General features: G+C 45.5%; 9 protein-coding genes and 1 pseudogene. 6 read left to right on the forward strand and 4 right to left on the reverse strand.

The genetic code is table 11. The annotated features are described in order from the left end of the window. Positions 1-43: 43 nt before the first annotated feature. On the forward strand, positions 44-637 hold the full coding sequence (locus Xmir_RS03820) for a UbiX family flavin prenyltransferase (RefSeq protein WP_099113115.1): 594 nt from the start codon (positions 44-46) through the stop codon (positions 635-637). Between the two features lie 59 nt (positions 638-696). Here Xmir_RS03820 and Xmir_RS03825 read toward each other — a convergent pair whose 3' ends face one another. Both Xmir_RS03825 and Xmir_RS03830 read right to left on the reverse strand, forming a co-directional pair. Continuing rightward, the gene (locus tag Xmir_RS03825) at positions 697-1,611 is read right to left on the reverse strand and encodes a TIGR01777 family oxidoreductase (protein ID WP_099113116.1); all 915 of its coding nucleotides are present in this window, start codon (positions 1,609-1,611) and stop codon (positions 697-699) included. Between the two features lie 150 nt (positions 1,612-1,761). Next, positions 1,762-2,382: a glutathione binding-like protein gene (locus Xmir_RS03830; RefSeq protein ID WP_099113117.1), complete on the reverse strand. Its 621-nt coding sequence runs from the start codon at positions 2,380-2,382 to the stop codon at positions 1,762-1,764. A gap of 204 nt (positions 2,383-2,586) precedes the next feature. On the opposite strand from Xmir_RS03830, the gene yfcD reads away from it, so the two are divergent. The 5 genes and pseudogenes from yfcD to Xmir_RS33285 all read left to right on the forward strand — a co-directional run. Continuing rightward, positions 2,587-3,108: an NUDIX hydrolase YfcD gene (gene yfcD, locus Xmir_RS03835; protein ID WP_099113118.1), complete on the forward strand. Its 522-nt coding sequence runs from the start codon at positions 2,587-2,589 to the stop codon at positions 3,106-3,108. A 306-nt stretch (positions 3,109-3,414) separates the two neighbouring features. Beyond that, entirely contained in the window at positions 3,415-3,711 is a 297-nt protein-coding gene (locus tag Xmir_RS03840) for a hypothetical protein (protein WP_145956862.1), read from the forward strand. Between the two features lie 86 nt (positions 3,712-3,797). Further along, the gene (locus Xmir_RS03845) at positions 3,798-5,000 is read left to right on the forward strand and encodes an SDR family oxidoreductase (protein WP_244170847.1); all 1,203 of its coding nucleotides are present in this window, start codon (positions 3,798-3,800) and stop codon (positions 4,998-5,000) included. Between the two features lie 99 nt (positions 5,001-5,099). Continuing rightward, positions 5,100-5,897, forward strand: coding sequence for an amidohydrolase (locus Xmir_RS03850; protein ID WP_099113120.1), 798 nt, complete (start codon positions 5,100-5,102; stop codon positions 5,895-5,897). A gap of 144 nt (positions 5,898-6,041) precedes the next feature. After that, positions 6,042-6,170 (forward strand): annotated as a pseudogene (locus Xmir_RS33285) (ATP-binding cassette domain-containing protein); the annotation flags it as partial. A 568-nt stretch (positions 6,171-6,738) separates the two neighbouring features. Here the strand turns inward: Xmir_RS33285 and Xmir_RS03860 are convergent. Together Xmir_RS03860 and Xmir_RS03865 are read right to left on the reverse strand one after the other, a co-directional pair. Further along, positions 6,739-7,365 (reverse strand): beta/gamma crystallin domain-containing protein, encoded by a 627-nt coding sequence (locus Xmir_RS03860; RefSeq protein WP_099113121.1) that lies wholly within the window; start codon positions 7,363-7,365, stop codon positions 6,739-6,741. 373 nt (positions 7,366-7,738) lie between these two features. Next, positions 7,739-18,532: a non-ribosomal peptide synthetase gene (locus tag Xmir_RS03865; protein ID WP_099113122.1), complete on the reverse strand. Its 10,794-nt coding sequence runs from the start codon at positions 18,530-18,532 to the stop codon at positions 7,739-7,741. Positions 18,533-18,534: the final 2 nt, after the last annotated feature.

The raw sequence follows: 18,534 nt of genomic DNA on the forward strand, positions 1-18,534 counted from the left end.
TTGTTATTATCATCAGGTTATAGCCAGAACCTCAGAGGAAAAAATGAAAAAATTGATTGTCGGGCTGACCGGGGCAAGCGGTGCGATTTACGGTGTCAGATTACTGCAAGTTTTGCAGCCAGTAGAAGGCATTGAAACGCACTTGGTCATCAGCCAATCAGCCCGGCAGACATTGGCATTGGAAACGGATTATACCTTGCGTGATGTGCAAGCTCTGGCAGATGTGGTACATGATAATCGTGATATTGCCGCCTCCATTTCCTCGGGGTCATTTAAAACATTGGGCATGGTGATTCTGCCATGCTCCATAAAGACCTTATCTGGTATTGTGCATAGCTATACCGAGGGTTTAATTACCCGTGCGGCAGATGTTGTTTTGAAAGAAGGCCGCAAATTGGTGCTGGGAGTGAGGGAAACGCCTTTGCACTTAGGGCATTTGAGGCTAATGACTCAGGCGGCTGAAATCGGGGCGGTGATAATGCCACCTGTTCCTGCGTTTTATCACCGTCCTGAGCATATTCAGGATATCATTGACCAGACTGTTAACCGTGTACTTGATCAGTTTGATATTGATTTACCGGAAGATCTATTTAACCGTTGGCAGGGAGCTAAACCTGCTGGGAGCTATACCCAATAGATTTCAAGTTACAGCTAATAAAACAGCAGCTTGAAAGATAAAGGGCATAGTACACAAACTTAGTAGACACTATCATCTGCCTTTAATATATCCTGCAAGGCTTCCTCCAGCCGGAAATAGCGAAAGCCAAATCCGGCTTCTTCCAAATTTTTCGGAATGGCTTGTTGCCCACCTAAAACTAATTCTGCTGCTTCCCCCATCATCGCTTTTAATACAAATGCAGGAATGCGGACGAAAGAGGGACGGTGTAAAACTTTCGCCAATATGGCACTGAATTGTTCATTATGAATAGGGTAGGGCGATGTCATATTAAAGGGACCGCTTAATTCAGGCGACACCAGCAGATAGTAAATACCATTAACCATATCATCAATATGTATCCACGGCATATACTGCTTGCCATTACCGATTGCTCCCCCTAAGCCCAGTCGGAACATTGGCAGCATTTTTTGCAGCGCTCCCCCTTTTTTGGCTAATACAATACCAGTGCGTAGCAGGCAAACACGGGTTTTTTCACTTTTAGCTTGTAAGGCAAGCTGCTCCCAACGTTCACAAAGTTGATGGGCAAATTCATCGTGAGGCGGATCATTTTCAGTCACAACGGATTGCCCCTGATTGCCATAATAGCCAATCGCTGAGCCGGAAATGAACACCGATGGGGGAGACTCACTGGCGTTGATCAATTTACTCAACCGTTCAGTCAGTTGCCATCGACTTTGACAAAGGATTGTTTTTTGCTTTGGCGTCCAGCGCTTATTTACAATAGGTTCGCCAGCAAGATTAATAACGGCATCAAAATCATTGAGATCACTCCGGTCATCCAGCGTTGTCCAGCATTCAACGCGATCGGAAAACAGAGAATAGACCTTTTGTGGTGAACGGCTCAAAATAGTAATGGAGTGAGAGAGAGAAAGTAATAGACAGGTCAAATGATGACCAATTAATCCTGTTCCCCCTGTAAGTAAGATACGCATAGCCACCCCCTGTGAGGAAATAGATAGTCGATTGTTGACTATAGCAAGGGATGGCTTACATGGCAGCGAAATATGCTGTTATCTGTTACCAGCATCAAGTTTTATGGTGAAAAATTTTGCCGATAACTAAATTATTTGCATGAGTTACATTTAAGCATCATTATAAGCAGTTATTGTCGCAGGGCGCTGTTTAATCTTATCGAGCCATTTCTCAACAGCAGGATAATCTTGCAAATTAATTTTTTGAGACTCATGGCATTGAGCCCATGGATAAGTGGCAATATCTGCAATGCTGTATTCGTTTCCACCCAGATAGTCTGTTTTTTCCAGTTGGGTATTGAGTACCTTGTATAAACGTTGTGACTCTTCCACGTAGCGTTTAATGGCATAAGGAACCACTTCAGGAGCATAGCGATTGAAATGGTGATTTTGCCCTAACATCGGGCCAAAACCGGCCACTTGCCAGAACAGCCATTGCAATTGTTCAGTGCGTTCGCGTAAATCTTTGCTTAACAACTGACCTGTTTTGTTTGCTAAATAAAGTAAAATGGCACCTGATTCGAAGAGGGAGATAGGTTCACCCCCATCGACAGGTTGATGGTCAACAATAGCCGGAATTTTATTATTGGGTGCAATGGCAAGGAATTCAGGCTTGAATTGTTCGCCAGCACTGATATTGATGGGATGAATAGTGTAAGGTAAGCCGACTTCTTCAAGAAATAGAGTGATTTTATAGCCATTAGGGGTTGGAGCATAATACAGATCTATCATATAACCTCCAGTAATAATAACTTTCAAATAAGTATAGTGGCGTTACACTAACATTATTTATCTGTGACATGTTACAAATTTCTTATATCCGTGTTGTGGATTTATGTTAACCAATTATGGTAACCCTTATCTGTTTTAGTCCCCCTTAATCGGGGCATCACAGCAAAAAACTGGCATACAAATCATTTACTAAAGGTTCTTCGGATGGCGCAAGAAAAATCAGCAAGTATTGAATGGATTGACATTGTCAATGAAGACAATGAAGTGATTGCGCAGGCGACTCGTCATCAGATGAGAGCGCAAAACTTGAGGCATCGTGCTACCTATATCGTTGTACATAATGGTATGGGCAAAATTTTGGTTCAGCATCGTACAGAGACGAAAGATTTTTATCCGGGAAAATTGGATGCAACGGCAGGCGGTGTTGTTATAACAGGAGAAAATTTGCTCGATTCTGCCCGTCGAGAAGCGGAAGAAGAGCTGGGGATTGCGGGTGTTCCATTTGCTGAACATGGTGTTTTTTACTATGAAGAAGATATCTGTCGTATATGGGGCGGTTTGTTCAGTTGCGTCAGCCACGGGCCGTTTGCACTACAGGAAGAAGAGGTCACGGCTGTTTATTGGCTAACACCGGAAGAAATCACGGCTCGTTGTGATGAGTTCACACCAGATTCACTGAAAGCGCTTTCCTTGTGGTTAGCGCGCAATAATCAGATGGAATATTAATGCTGTAATCGTTTTCATTATGTATTTCTAATAAGCCCCTTTAAAAGGGGCTTATTATTTTAAACTATATGAGTGTTATGAAACGTTATTTTAATTAATGCCTAAAAATTAAATTGAAGAAGATAATTAAACTTAAGCTATTTTTTAAGGGGATTTTTTTAAAAATTGAAATAAAAACTAGGTAGTAAGTATATAGAGAATTTCAGGTTTCTTTTTCGGTAAGGGTAGCAAAAAAGCAGGCAATTTCGATAGTTGCCCTTACTTTATTAGTGTTGTTCTTGGACAAGCCAAACGTTTAACTTACCCATGAGTAAAAAAATAGTTACTGATACAGCAACATCGATTGGTAAGGGAATATTTAATGATATGGAAATTTCTCTGCCAAATACGCTTAATCAGGAACCAGTTGACCTAGTGTCATCTCAAAAATCACAGGCGAGGAATAAAGAACCCATGAATGCTTTAATAAAATTAATATTGGATAATGCAAAAGATTTTTACAAACAATGCCGGGAAGTACTGCCGGGTGGCACACACTATAATTTTGGCGGTTCTGAACTCCACTGTGATCCTGTTGGATGGGGGAATGCGCGAACGATATAAACGAATTGGGAACTCTGAAAGTATCAGGCTGTTTGCCGTCTGATTTGATGATGCTACACAGGAGAGATGTTACACAGGAGATAAGTATGCTTAATTCTGGCAACAAGGATATCAGGAACATATTGCTGACAGGAGCAACAGGTGTGTTGGGAGGACGCATCCTCCTTGAAATGCTGACCACAACCGGAGCTAACATATATTGCCTGATGCGGGAAGCAGATGAACAACAGGCATTATCACGTATAAAAAATATCCTGTTCGTTTATGATCAGGAAAAAAAGAGTCATCTTTTTACCCACCGGATTATTCCGGTTTTGGGTGATGTTTCAAAAAAACGTCTTGGGCTGACAAAAGAAATTTACCATGAGTTGATAGAGAAAACTGACCGGGTTGTCCACTGTGCCGCCAATGTCAAACTTCTCGCTTCTTACGGTACACTTGCGCCTGTTAACGTACAGGGTACACACAACATCATCGAATTCTGTCTTCAGGGTGACATACCGTTACTCTACACTTCCAGTTTCAGCATGATTGGAGACCGCCTGTTCCAAGACGGTTTCGTCTTACATGAAACGGATCTGGATGTTGGGCAGCGATTCAGAGACATGGATTACGAACGGACTAAATTTGAATCTGAAAAAGCAGTTCACAGTGCTGGTAAACAAGGGTTGAAATGGGTTATCGTGCGTCCCGGTAATATCTGGGGAGATAGTTGTAATGGAGGCTACCCATTATATCAAACCAAGGTTAAAGGTCTGTATTACGAAATAATCAAATCACTGGTGGAAACGGGCTTTACCATTAATTCAGATGAGGATTTTGATATTAGTCCTGTGGATTATGTGGCGAAAGCATCGCTGTATGCCATTTTCAATATCCAACTGTTTGACCATAAAACCTTAAACCTGACCAATCCGAATCCGACTACCTATAATCAAATCGTGTCTTATCTGCGTGCATTTGGCTATCGCATCCAACATATTGATAACACCGAGTACCTGAAAGCGCTGTCACAAAACCGTATATATCGTCATGGGAAACCTTATCGCTCAGTTTTTACCGATATATTAGGTGCGTTTTATCGTGAAGGTGTCGTCAGCGAAAGAGCGAAATATGCTACTCAGTTGACAACAGACTTACTCAATGGAAGTGGTATTAAGTGTACTGAATCCAACTATGAACTGTTTTCCCTCTATTTCAATTACCTGATCGAATTTGAATTCATTCCGGCTCCGCAACAGCAAGGAGAACAGGCTGAAATACGGGAGGGAAGCTTCGCCACGGAGTAGTTATCTGGAACAACTGTTTGATGCTGATTTGTAATGTCAGTTGATGATGAGAATAGAAAAAATAAATCATGGCAGAAACATGTGTAATTGGAGTTTGAAATGATTGAACAAAATCTCAAAGTAACATTAGTTCAAACCGATTTGTTTTGGGAAAGCGCAGCACAAAACCGTGAACACATTGAACAGCACATTGAAAAAATCACAGACAGTGATCTGATTGTTCTGCCGGAGATGTTTACTACAGGTTTCAGTATGAAGCCGCAGAATCTTGCCGAGACGATGGATGGGCCGAGTGTCCAGTGGATGAAAGCGATGGCGGCCAAAAAAGCCTGTGCGATTGTCGGCAGCATGATCATCACAGAAAACCAGCGTTTTTATAACCGATTGCTGTGGGTGAATGCTGATGGCTCCATCGCGCATTATGACAAAAAACACCTTTTTTCCTATGCGCAGGAAGATCACGAATATACAGCAGGCAATGCGCCGCTAGTCGTTGACTTTAAAGGATGGAAAATAGCAACGTTCATTTGTTACGAGCTGCGTTTCCCTGTTTGGTCACGTAATGTCAGTGGTCACTATGACGCGGCGATCTACATTGCCAACTGGCCTGCCAGGCGTTCGACTCACTGGCGTAGTTTGCTTCAGGCTCGTGCCATTGAAAACCAAAGTTATGTGATAGGCGTGAACTGGGTGGGGCAAGATGGCAATCAATTGGAATATGACGGCCACACGATGCTGATTGACCCCATGGGTGACATCCTGTTACACGAAATAAATGATGAGGTCGTGAAAACTGTACCAATTTCTCTTTCTCATGTGCGGGAAGTGCGGGAACATTTTCCATTCCTGAAAGATGCTGACGCTTTTGTTTTAGCCAATGAATCTTTCACACAATAGGAAAATGATTTAAGCCATATTTCAGCCACACTTTTCACTGTTAATCCGTTCATCATCGGACTAACAGTGAAAGAAAAAACTCTCATTAAGTGAGATAAAGAGAATCCTATTGGTCTTCAACACGGTATTCAACATAATGAAAAAGTGATTGAGTTTGAGCTAATCAAAAAATATTACTAGGATTATCAGTCGCTTAAAGGCATTTCTTTAGATGTTTATCGCGGTGAATATCCGGGATTGCTTGGACCAAACGGAGCAGGAAAAACGATAGGGTATTCTTATTGCCATAATTGAACCCAATAAAATTAATTATTATTAAATATTTATGAATAAAATTTGAGAGGGTCCATTATGATTCAATGTGATTTTTTTCAAGCGGCTTGTATAAAAATGGGAATAAAAAGGAATTATTGGTTTGTTAAACCAAGAATATAAATATTATCAAAATAAAATAAATAAAAACAGGAAAGGATAAATAAAATACATTTATCTTGGTTTTGTATTTTATAAAAAACAATAAAACTACAAATCTGATGAAAAATTCTAATGGTTAGCGCAATATTCAGACGATTCTTAATTGCTGCGTAAGGGCTATTTACGGAGTTAATTCATGTGGCGCGTAAAATGACATGGTGTTTATCACTGAATGCAAAAAAATCATTCATGATAAATTTGTTAAACAAAGAGCATGTGGCTATAAGAAATTTCTGTTGTAAATTATGACGCTTGCTAAATATAACAATCAGAAGAGTAATATCAGCTCGAAATGAAATAATCATCAATAAGCCTCCTTTTTAGGAGGCTATATCAAAATTACCCGTTATGTAGGTGATTTTTTATTTCACTGATTATCAGTAATTTTTTCCAAATAAAAATTAAAGTGATATTTGCTTACTTTCTCAAACCGCATATGACGCGGTTTCGTTTCATTATGAGTAATGATATCAAGATCTGTGCCATTATATTTAAAATAAACGGCTCCATGAGTTACCGGGATATTTTGATCATTAAATACCGCGACGGAGGTTACATATTCTTGCCCATCTTTTGGGATGAGGCCAACCACTTCATAGCCTCCATTTGAATAACAATTCACTGGATCAGGGATTGTATAGGTTCGGATATTCGCCCTAAATACTTGAGGGTCTCCTGACTCGTTAATCAATTTCACTGTTAACAATTCACGGTTTGACGGTGATACAATAAACTTTGTTAAACCTTGAATAGAACTGATATCAGCCTGGCTTGTATCCCATTCACGATAAATTTGTCCGGCTTCGCTATTACTGCTGTGCCGCCAGGCGAACACTATTGAATCCAGACCAATTTCAACAGAAAGAAACTTATCATTTAATGGAGTGCCTGCTAAATTTACTACTGTACTATTTTCTGGATATTGATAAGAACTCCCAGTGTAATTCTTTTGGGTATAAAATATAGCACCGTTGGTTAGTTCAGCTTTAGACATAATAGATATCTTCCTTATTTTTATTGCGGTAATTATGGATTAGAATAAGGAATTATATTTATATGTCAAGATAATGGGAGGCTCTTATATTGAATATTGATTTTAAAAAATAATTGATTCAATTTTGCTTTTTATAGAATTAATAAATGAGGGTATTTTTATTTAATGGGATTTATTCTGATTTTTATTTCTAAAATATTTATTTTTTAATAATTTCTCGAATAGATAATTATAATGATTATTGGTAAAAATAATATATCCACAAAAAATAAATCCGATTATTTTAAATGTGTTTTTTAACGAACCGTTTAGTAAATAGGGCAGCCATATTGGCTGCCACTTATTGATAATCAACGGTGCAGTTTACTTATATCTACATCCGTTTACCCACACTAACTATAGCTGATGCTAACTCCTGAACAAAAGGTTGACGCATGATGGTGATGTGATCACCAGATAAACTCTGTGCCGAAACTTCCCCAGTCAGGACTGTCTTCCATCCGTCAATAAAACTCTCGACAGAAGTACCTGACTCCTTATGTTCTTGGTTATCTTCTGCCATAAATAGGTTAATTTTCCCTGAATAGTGTTCTTGTGGTTGATAAGTCATCAAAGAGTGAGCCTTGTACACACTTAAATAAGTGGCTATTTCACGAGATTCAAGTTGAGGTGGTAAAAGCTCTTCTTCAATCAGACGAAGCCGCAAACTATCAATCTGCTCTTCTTCTGTCATAGATTGAAACTCTTCTTCAGTGAAGTTTTCTTCTGCCCCTTCCAGTGAAGCAAGAACATTACCGAATTCGGCTATCCACTGGCTGTTAGACCATTCTGATTCAACCCGTTGCGCTAAGCTCTCAAGAGGAGATTCGCTATCGACTAAAGCCAGTAAGCCAATGCTTTCACCTTGTTGAACAAGTTGTTGAGCCATTTCGAAGGCAAGCCAGCCGCCGAAAGAATGTCCGCCCAAGTAATAAGGGCCATTTGGCTGGACTTTTCTGAGGTCGTTGATCATCGCGCTAGCCATAGCTTCGAGGCTCGATAGGGGAGCATTGTGACCATTCAGTTCTGGAGACTGCATACCCCAAACCGAATAAGATCCTTCTAATGCTGTCGCCAATTCCCGTAAGTAGAATACATGTCCCCCGGCTCCCGGTGCAAAGAACAGCGGTGTTGCCTGAGTATTCTGTGACAGAGCGACCATAGAACCCACATCAGCACTCTCACGGTTTTCAATGGCGTGAGCTTGATCTTTGATGGTTGTAAAGGCCATCAGACGTGCCATCATATTCTGTTCCAGCGCAAACTTTTCTACAGCCAAAGAGCAGGCTTTCAGGATGAGCAACGAATGCCCACCTAATTCGAAGAAGTGGTCATGGCGGCTGACACGATCTAATCCCAACAACGCTTGCCAAATTTGAGCCAGTGCTGTTTCCACTTCCCCCTGAGGGGCTTCATAACCACGGGCCACGATGGCAGATTGGTCAGGGGCAGGGAATGCTTTACGATCGATCTTGCCATTGGATGTGAGTGGGAAAGCATCAAGGGTGACGAATGCGCCAGGCAGCATATAGTCTGCAAGATGCTGTGAAAGCTGCTGGCGCAATTCCGCGGGAACGAGTGTAACGCCGGGCTGAGGCAGAACATAGGCGACGAGCCGCTTATCATCTGGTGCTGTTTCACGGACAAGGACAATCGCTTCAAGCACACCCTGACATTGCACTAAGCGAGTTTCTATTTCGCCAAGTTCAATACGAAAACCCCGCAGCTTGACCTGAAAGTCATTGCGTCCCAGATATTCAATCGTGCCATTTGGCTGCCAGCGTCCCAAATCACCGGTTTTGTACATGCGGGCATTGGGGTGATCGCTGAATGGATCGGCAACAAATTTCTCCGCTGTCAGTTCGGGACGGTTCAGATAACCACGGGCAACGCCAGCACCGCCAATGTGAATTTCACCACTCACCCCAAGAGGAACTGGTTGTCCGTGTGCATCCAGAATATAAATGCGGGTATTGGGCAGTGGGTAACCAATTGGGATGTTATCGGTGATATCCGTCGATGGTTTACCATCCAGTTTTAATGTGGTTGCAATAACTGTCGTTTCCGTCGGACCATAGGAGTTGATCCAACGGCACGATTGGGTTTCCGGTCTTGACTGCCAATTCAGCAAATGACGAAGTTCTGCTTTTTCACCGCCGACAATCACGGTATGCAGATGTTGGCCGAAACCACTGCGTCCCGCCATTATCTCCTGAACCCATTGGTGCCAGAAAGCGGTCGGCATATCCATAATGGTGATCCGTTGGTCGTTCAGTAAAGCGACAAATTCTGCATCCGGTACACGGATATGCGCAGGGCGCAGAACTAAGGTTGCGCCAGAGGCAAGGGTCGGGAAAATATCAGAGACTGAGGTATCAAACGCCACCGTCGCAAATTGCAGTATGCGATCCCCTGACTGAGGTTCACTGGTCTTGTGTTGGGCATGGATGAAGTTCACCACGTTACGGTGCTCCAGCATCACGCCTTTTGGTTGTCCTGTTGAACCCGATGTATAGATGATATAAGCCAGGTGATGCGGTTTGAGACCCAATTGGATGATGTCAGGATTATGTTCAGGCTGTTTTGCCACGTTATCCCGCAGGGTCGCATTATCCATCAGCCAGACGTTTAAGCCTTGTACTGGTAAATGAGCGTGTAAATGTTGCTGGGTTAACAGTAATACAGGCTTACTGTCTGATAACTGATAGGCCAATCGATCAACGGGATATTCCGGATCGAGCGGAACATAGCCGGCACCCGCCTTGAGTATTGCGTACATGCCAATGATCATATCCAGACTGCGGTCAGCACAGATAGCAATACGGTCATCAGGACGTACACCCGCTGCAATTAATTGATGCGCCCATTGGTTGGCGCGGCAGTTCAATTCGGCATAACTTAATTGCGTGTCACCAAATACCAGCGCAGCCACATCCGGTGTGCGTTCTGCCTGTTGTTCGAACAATTGGTGGATTAACATATCCTGCGGATAGTCCAGCGCAGTATCGTTAAAATCCGCCAATAACCGGGTGCGTTCTGCCAATGGCAGGATATCGATTGATTGGATTGCTTGCTCAGGCGCATTTTGTAATGCGGCCACTATTCCTTTCAGTGCGGCGTTGACATAGGCATTAATGCGCACAGGATTAACTTGCTGGCTGCATTGTGCCGTGAGTTCGAATCCGTCATCAAAATCATCAACATCCAGTGACAACGGATAGTTACTACGCTCTTCACTTTCCTGTTCTTGAATGCCTTCCCATACCGATGATCTGGATTGCTCGTCATCACGCGGGCTATGACGGAAATTGAGCAAACTGTTAAACAGTGGTAAGGAAGCCTGAACGCCACTGCAACGCTGAGCAATGGCTAATGGTGTTTGCTCATGATCCAGCAACTCGCTCAAGCGCTGATAAGTTTCCTGTACCGCCTGCTTAACCGTGCGTCCCTGCAACTGAATGCGGACGGGCAGAGTGTTGATAAACATACCGAGTACCTGAGAAGCGCCCAAGCCTCCCTGCAATCGACCCAACAGAACGGTGCCGAACACCACATCATCACGACCACAGCATTGTGCCAACACTTGTGCCCATGCGACATGGAACAATACGGCTGAACTGATACCTTGCTGGCGGGCACAATCACGGATCTGCTGTGCCAGTTCGCTATCCAGTGTGAAGATATCTTCTATTATTTCATCGTGTCCATCACGATTGATTCCCTGTACATCAAGTAAATCAAAGGGCAGGGTAGGCTCTTCTACATCCCCCAGTAATTGTTGGAAATAAGCCTTGTGTATTTCAATCGGTACCTTGCGGGTTTCGGCAATAAAATTGCGGTAAGGCACGGGAACGGGCAGGTTGTCTGTTTCCCCTGAAAGCAATGCCTGTATTTCACCGAAAATGATTTCCAGTGACAGGTGATCACAAACCAGATGATGATGTAACAAGCTCAGCCACCATTGCCCGGTGACAGGATCTTTAGCGGTATAGGAGGCCAATAATGGGGCTTTGGTGATATCCAGACGGACTGTGTCAGGATCGGTAAGACGCTGTAATTGTGTTTCGGCACTTTCTGCCGCGGATAACGTCAACTCAGTAATCGGCATTGCTGCATGGCGGTAGACAACCTGCACAGGTATTGGTAATTCCTGCCAATGGAAGGCACTACGTTGAATATCATGCCGATCAATAACCTGCTGAAGTGCATGTAAAAAGCTATCCAGTCTGGTCCGGCTGTCAAAGTTGATGAGAATGTTTTCGAGATAGGTATCGCCTTCTTCTTCCCGTAAATGATGGAACAGAATACCTTCCTGCAATGGCCCAAGCGGATAAATATCCTGGATATTGGCAACACCTCCCGGTACGCGGGCAATAATCTGGTCGATCTGTGTCTGAGTTAATTCCACCAGCGGTAGCATATCCGGGGTAATGCTCTGGCTGTCTTCACGGATCAGATTAGGCGGAATAGCCTGTCTATCGGCATCCTGATCACTATTCTGATTTAAGCGAGCGCTCATGGCAGATAGTGTAGGGGCGGAGAAGACGGCGCTGACATCAATCGATAACCCTTGCTGGCGTAATTGTTCGATTAGGCTGACTACCAGCAGAGAATGCCCGCCCAGTTCAAAGAAGTTATCGTGGCGTCCGACCTGCTCTAATCCCAGCAAAGATTGCCAGACCGCCGCCAGTTTCTGCTCGATTTCGCCTTGCGGTGCTTCAAACTCACGGCTGACGGTAGCGGTGCGATCAGGCGCCGGCAGTGCTTTGCGGTCTAATTTACCGTTGGCGGAGAGCGGGAAGGCATCCAGCATGACAAAGGCACTCGGGAGCATATACTCCATCAAGCTGACACTCAGTTGCTCGCGTAGATTGGCGGGGGTCAGTGTGATGCCCGTTTGCGGGATCACATAGGCGATGAGACGCTTGTCACCTGCTTCTTCTTCACGGGCGATAACGATGGCATCGCTGACGCCTTCACAGTTTGCCAACTGAGCCTCAATCTCTCCCAGTTCAATGCGGAAACCGCGTATCTTGACCTGAAAATCGTTGCGTCCCATATATTCAATCATACCGTTTGGCAGCCAGCGCCCTAAGTCCCCGGTTTTATACATACGGGCATTGGCCTGTTCATTGAATCGATCGGCACTGAATGGATCGTCAACAAATTTTTCTGCGGTCAGGTCTGGCCGATTCAGATAACCACGGGCAACCCCTGCACCAGCGATATGAATTTCACCGCTCACGCCGATGGGCACTGGCTGGCCGAGTGTATCTAAAATATAGATACGGGTATTCGGCAGTGGGCGACCAATCGGAATATTGTCAGTCACATGTGGAGAATGTTTATCATCGATCGTTAACGTTGTGGCAATGACGGTCGTTTCAGTCGGGCCATAGGAGTTTATCCAACGGCAGGTTTGTGTCTCTGAGCTGGATAACCAGCCAACTAAATGGCGATGTTCTGCTTTCTCTCCACCTACAATGATGGTGTGAAGATAGGGGCTGAAACCACTGCGACCCGCCATCATCTCTTGTACCCAGTGATGCCAGAATGCGGTGGGCATATCCATGATGGTGATTTTCTGTTCACGCAGGAAGGCAACAAATGTTTTATCCGGTATTCTGATATGCGGCGGACGCAGAACCAGTGTCGCACCTGAGGCGAGGGTGGGGAAAATATCAGACACCGACGTATCAAATGCCACGGTAGCAAATTGCAGGATACGATCACCCAATCTGGGTTCGCTGGTTTGTCGCTGGACGTGGATAAAGTTCACCACATTGCGGTGTTCCAGCATCACGCCTTTAGGCATTCCGGTAGAACCGGAGGTATAGATGATATAGGCCAGATGGTGCGGTTGCAGCCCCAATTGGCTGGCATCAGGGTTATGGGTAGGCTGTTGTGCGACGCTTTCCCGGTTATGTTGATCATCCAGCAGCCAGACAGGAACGTTTTGTATCGGTAAACGCGCCTGTAAATGTTGTTGAGTCAGTAATAATGCGGGTTTGCTGTCTGACAGTTGATAAGTCAGCCGTTCAGCCGGATATTCTGGATCGAGCGGCACATAGCCTGCACCCGCCTTAAGAATACCGTACATGCCAATGATCATATCCAGACTGCGATCGGCACAGATTGCCACGCGATCGTCGGGACGGACACCGGATTCAATCAGTTGGTGTGCCAGTTGGTTGGCATGCCGATTCAGTTCAGCATAACTCAATTGGCTCTCGCCAAATACCAACGCGATGGCATCTGGTGTCAGCTCTGCTTGTTGTTCGAACAACTGGTGAATCAGGATATCTTGCGGATAGGCTATGGCGGTATCGTTGAAGATTTCCAGTAATTGGGTACGCTCTGTCAGGGACAGGATATCGATCGTTTCAATTGCCTGCTCAGGGATATGTTGCAGGGCGGCGACAATCCCTTTCAGGGCGGTATTCATGTAAGCATTGATGCGGGCAGGATTAATTTGCTGGCTGCATTGCGCGGTTAAAGCAAATCCGTCATCAAAGTCATCTACATCAAGCGACAGCGGATAGTTACTGTGTTCTTCTCCCGCCAGTTCCTGAATCCCTTCCCAGGCTTGTGAAGCAAGTTGTTCATCTTCACGCGGACTATGGCGGAAGTTTAGCAGGCTGTTAAACAGTGGCAACGGTGCCTGAATGCCACTACAACGTTGAGCAACAGCCAATGGTGCCTGTTCATGTTCTAACAGTGTGCTTAGCTGCTGATAAGTTTCCTGTACGGCTTGCTGAACGGTACGCGTCCCTAATTTAATGCGGATAGGCAAGGTATTGATAAACATACCGAGCACTTCGGAAGCACCGACCCCTCCTTGTAAACGTCCCAACAGCACCGTACCGAACACGACATCATTCCGCCCACTGCATCGTGCCAGAACTTGTGCCCATGCGACATGGAACAGTACAGCTGAACTCATGCCTAATTGGCGGGCACAGTCGCGCAGGTTATGAGCCAGTTCGCTATCCAATGTGTAAGTATTTTCAACCATTTCATCGAGATAACCTCCCTGTACATCCAGCAATCCAAAGGGAAGGGTTGGCTCTTCAACATCACCCAGTTGCTCATGGAAGTAAGCTTGATGGGCTTCCAGCGGCACTTTGCTGATTTGAGCAATAAAATTACGGTAAGGCAGTGGCGTAGATAGGTCGGCGCTGTCCCCCAGAAGAATTGACTGTATTTCGCCGAAAATCATATCCAGTGATATATGGTCACAAACCAAATGATGATATAGCAGGGAGAGCATCCATTTACTGGATGCAGGATCTTCGGCAATGTGTGCGGCCAGCAATGGCGCTTTGGTGATATCCATTCGTATTGCACGGGAATCAGTGAGGTGGCGTAATTGTGTTTCAGCGCTTTCTTCTGCTGATAATGTCAGTTCTATAACGGGCAACGGTGCGCGGCGATAGACAACTTGTACTGGTTTAAGAAGTTCTTTCCAGTGCATGGCACTGCGCAGAATATCGTGTCGGTCAATGACCTGCTGGAGTGCTTGCAGGAAAATATCCAGTCGTGTGCGGCTGTCAAAGATAATTAAATGATTATCCAGATAGAGATCGCCTTCTGTTTCCAGCAAGTGATGGAACAGAATGCCTTCCTGCAATGGCCCTAATGGGTAAATATCCTGAATATTAGGAATGCCGCCGGTCACATGGGCAACAATCTGGTCGATTTGGTTTTGTGTCAATTCCACCAGAGGCAGCATATCCGGCGTAATCGCCAGACTGTCTTCGTGGATGAGATTCGGTGGCACATCCTGTACCGTGCTGGTTAAGTTGTCATTCTGACTGATAAGCGCACTCATGGAGGCCAGTGTTGGTGCAGAGAATACCGCGCTGACGTCAAGGGACAGGTTTTGTTGACGCAGTTGTTCAATCAGGTTGACCACCAACAGGGAATGCCCGCCCAATTCAAAGAAGTTATCCTGACGTCCGACTTGTTCCAGATTTAGCAAAGATTGCCAGACTGAGGCCAGTTTCTGTTCAATTTCGCCTTGTGGTGCTTCGTATTCACGGCTGACGATAGCGGTGCTATCAGGGGCCGGCAACGCTTTGCGATCTAGCTTGCCATTGGCGGACATCGGGAAAGCATCCAGCATGACAAAGGCACTGGGCAGCATGTACTCCATTAATCGGGAACTGAGTTGTTCACGCAGTTTAGCCGGGCTGAGTGTGGCACCCGTCTGTGGGATCAGGTAAGCCACCAGACGTTTATCACCCATGCCTTCTTCGCGAGCAATGACCACGGCATCGCTGACACCTTCACAGGCGGCTAATTGTTCTTCAATTTCACCCAGTTCAATACGAAAACCGCGGATCTTGACCTGAAAGTCGTTACGCCCCATATATTCAATCATGCCATTTGGCAGCCAGCGTCCCAAATCGCCGGTTTTATACATACGGGCATCAGATTTTTCTTTGAATAGATCGACGCTGAATGGATCGGCAACAAATTTCTCTGTCGTTAAATCGGGTCGGTTCAGATAACCACGGGCAACCCCTGCGCCGGCAATGTGAATTTCGCCACTGACACCGATAGGCACTGGCTGACCTTGTGTATCCAGAATATAAATACGTGTATTGGATAATGGATAACCAATCGGAACCACGCCTGCCAGTTCAGGTAATTCCTGATTCTTTAAGGCCAGAGTGGTTGCGATAACCGTGGTTTCGGTCGGGCCGTAGGAGTTAATCCAACGGCAGGACTGTGTTTCCGGGCTGGATAGCCAGTTCATTAAATGACGATATTCCGCTTTCTCTCCGCCAACAATAATGGTGCGGAGGTAAGGGCTGAAACCACTGCGGCCCGCTGTCATCTCTTGCACCCAGTGATGCCAGAATGCGGTGGGCATATCCATGATGGTGATTTTCTGTTCACGCAGGAAGGCAACAAATGTTTTATCCGGTATTCTGATATGCGGTGGACGCAGAACCAGTGTCGCGCCTGATGCAAGGGTGGGGAAAATATCAGACACCGAGGTATCAAAGGCCACAGTGGCAAATTGCAGAATGCGATCCCCCGGTTGTGGTTCACTGGTTTGCTGCTGTGCGTGGATAAAGTTCACCACGTTGCGATGTTCCAGCATCACGCCTTTAGGCATGCCAGTGGAGCCGGAAGTGTAAATGATATAGGCCAAATGATGGGATTGCAGCCCCAATTGGCCGGCATCAGGATTATGGGCAGGCTGTTTCGCCACGCTATCCCGATTATGTTGATCATCCAACAGCCAGACAGGGATATCCTGTATTGGCAAGCGTGCCTGTAGATGTTGTTGAGTCAGCAATAATACAGGCTTGCTGTCCGATAATTGATAGGCCAGCCGTTCGGCCGGATATTCCGGATCGAGTGGGATATAGCCCGCACCGGCTTTAAGGATCGCGTACATGCCAATGATCATATCCAGACTGCGATCAGCACAGATAGCAATGCGGTCATCAGGGCGTACCCCTGAAGAAATCAGGTGATGTGCCAATTGGTTGGCATGACGGTTCAATTCTGCATAACTCAACTGACTATCGCCGAAGACTAATGCGGTAATATCAGGAGTACGTTCTGCTTGTTGCTCAAGTAGTTGGTGGATCAGCAAAGTTTGCGGGATCGGGAAAGCCGTATCATTGAAATCTGCCAAGACTTGAGTGCGTTGCTGTGGTTGCAATAATGGCAAATTGGCCACTCGTTGCGAATCGTCTTTAACCATCGCAGTCAGCAAGGTTTGCAGGTAACTGGCGATGCGTTCAACGCTGGCATGATCAAACAGATCGCTGGAATATTCCAAATCCCCCACTAAGCCAATTTCAGTATCATTCATTGACAGCGACAGATCGAAATGCGAGCTGTTTTCGGTGACATCAATTTCACTGATGGTGGCACCCGGCAATTCGATATTCTGCTGCTCTGGCGTATTATCCACTGACAACATGACCTGAAAAATTGGGCTATGGCTGAGACTGCGCGGCGGCTTCAGTGCTTCAACCAGTTGTTCAAATGGCAGATCCTGATGGGCATAAGCTTTCAGGGCGTGGCTTCTGATCCGTGCCAGCAACTCACTGATAGTTGGGTTGTCATCTAATTGAACCCGCAGTGCCAATGTATTGACAAAGAAACCGATTAGCGGCTCGAGTTCGCGGTGTTGCCGGTTGGCAACCGGCGTACCTATCACTAAATCGGTCTGCCCGCTGAGACGGGAGAGCAAAGCAGCCCAGCCGGCCATCAAAGTCATAAATAGCGTTGTACCATGACGCTGACTCAGTGCCCTTAATCCGGCGCTTAATTCCGGTGGCAGGATAATATCAACATGTCCACCTGTGTAACTCTGTTTTTCCGGGCGTGGCCTGTCGGTGGGCAGTTCCAAAAGCGCGGGAGCACCCCGTAACGCATCACGCCAGAAATTCACCTGTTTTTCTATCACCTCTCCCTGTAACCATTGCCGTTGCCACAGGGCATAGTCGGCATACTGGAGAGACAGGGCTGGCAGAGGATCATCCTGCCCTTTGCTGAATACGTGATAAAGAGTGGAAAGTTCATGTATCAGAATATTGAGCGACCAGCCATCGGAAACAATATGATGCTGAGTCAACAGCAGGATATGCTCATTTTCTGCCAGTCGCAGTAGCCGACCCCTGATTAGGGGGCCTTGTGCAAAGTCGAATGGCTGATTGGTTTCACGCTCAGTGATTTCCCCGATCATGGTTTGCTGTTCAGCGGTGGGTATATGACTGAGATCTTCCATTACCAAAGTGAAACCGCTATCTGGTTCACCAATGATTTGCAGCGCTTGCCCTTCTACCGTCTTGATGGTGGTACGTAAAATCTCATGACGAGCAACAACGCTATCCAGCGCCGCTTGCAGGGCATTCAGATTCAGATGGCCTTGCAGGCGCAGGCCACCGGGAATATGGTAGGCAGTCTGCGCTGCCGGATCTAATTGTGCCAAAAACCACAATCGTTGCTGTGCCCAAGATAAAGGGAGTGTCTGCTGATCTGCCTTTCTCGGCACAATTTGGTTTTTTTCCACAACCTGACTATTTTGGATGCGTTCTTTAATTTTTTTCTGGAGAACCGCTTGTCTTAATTTAAGCAGGGTCTGTTCGTTATTACTCATTT

Source organism: Xenorhabdus miraniensis, assembly GCF_002632615.1.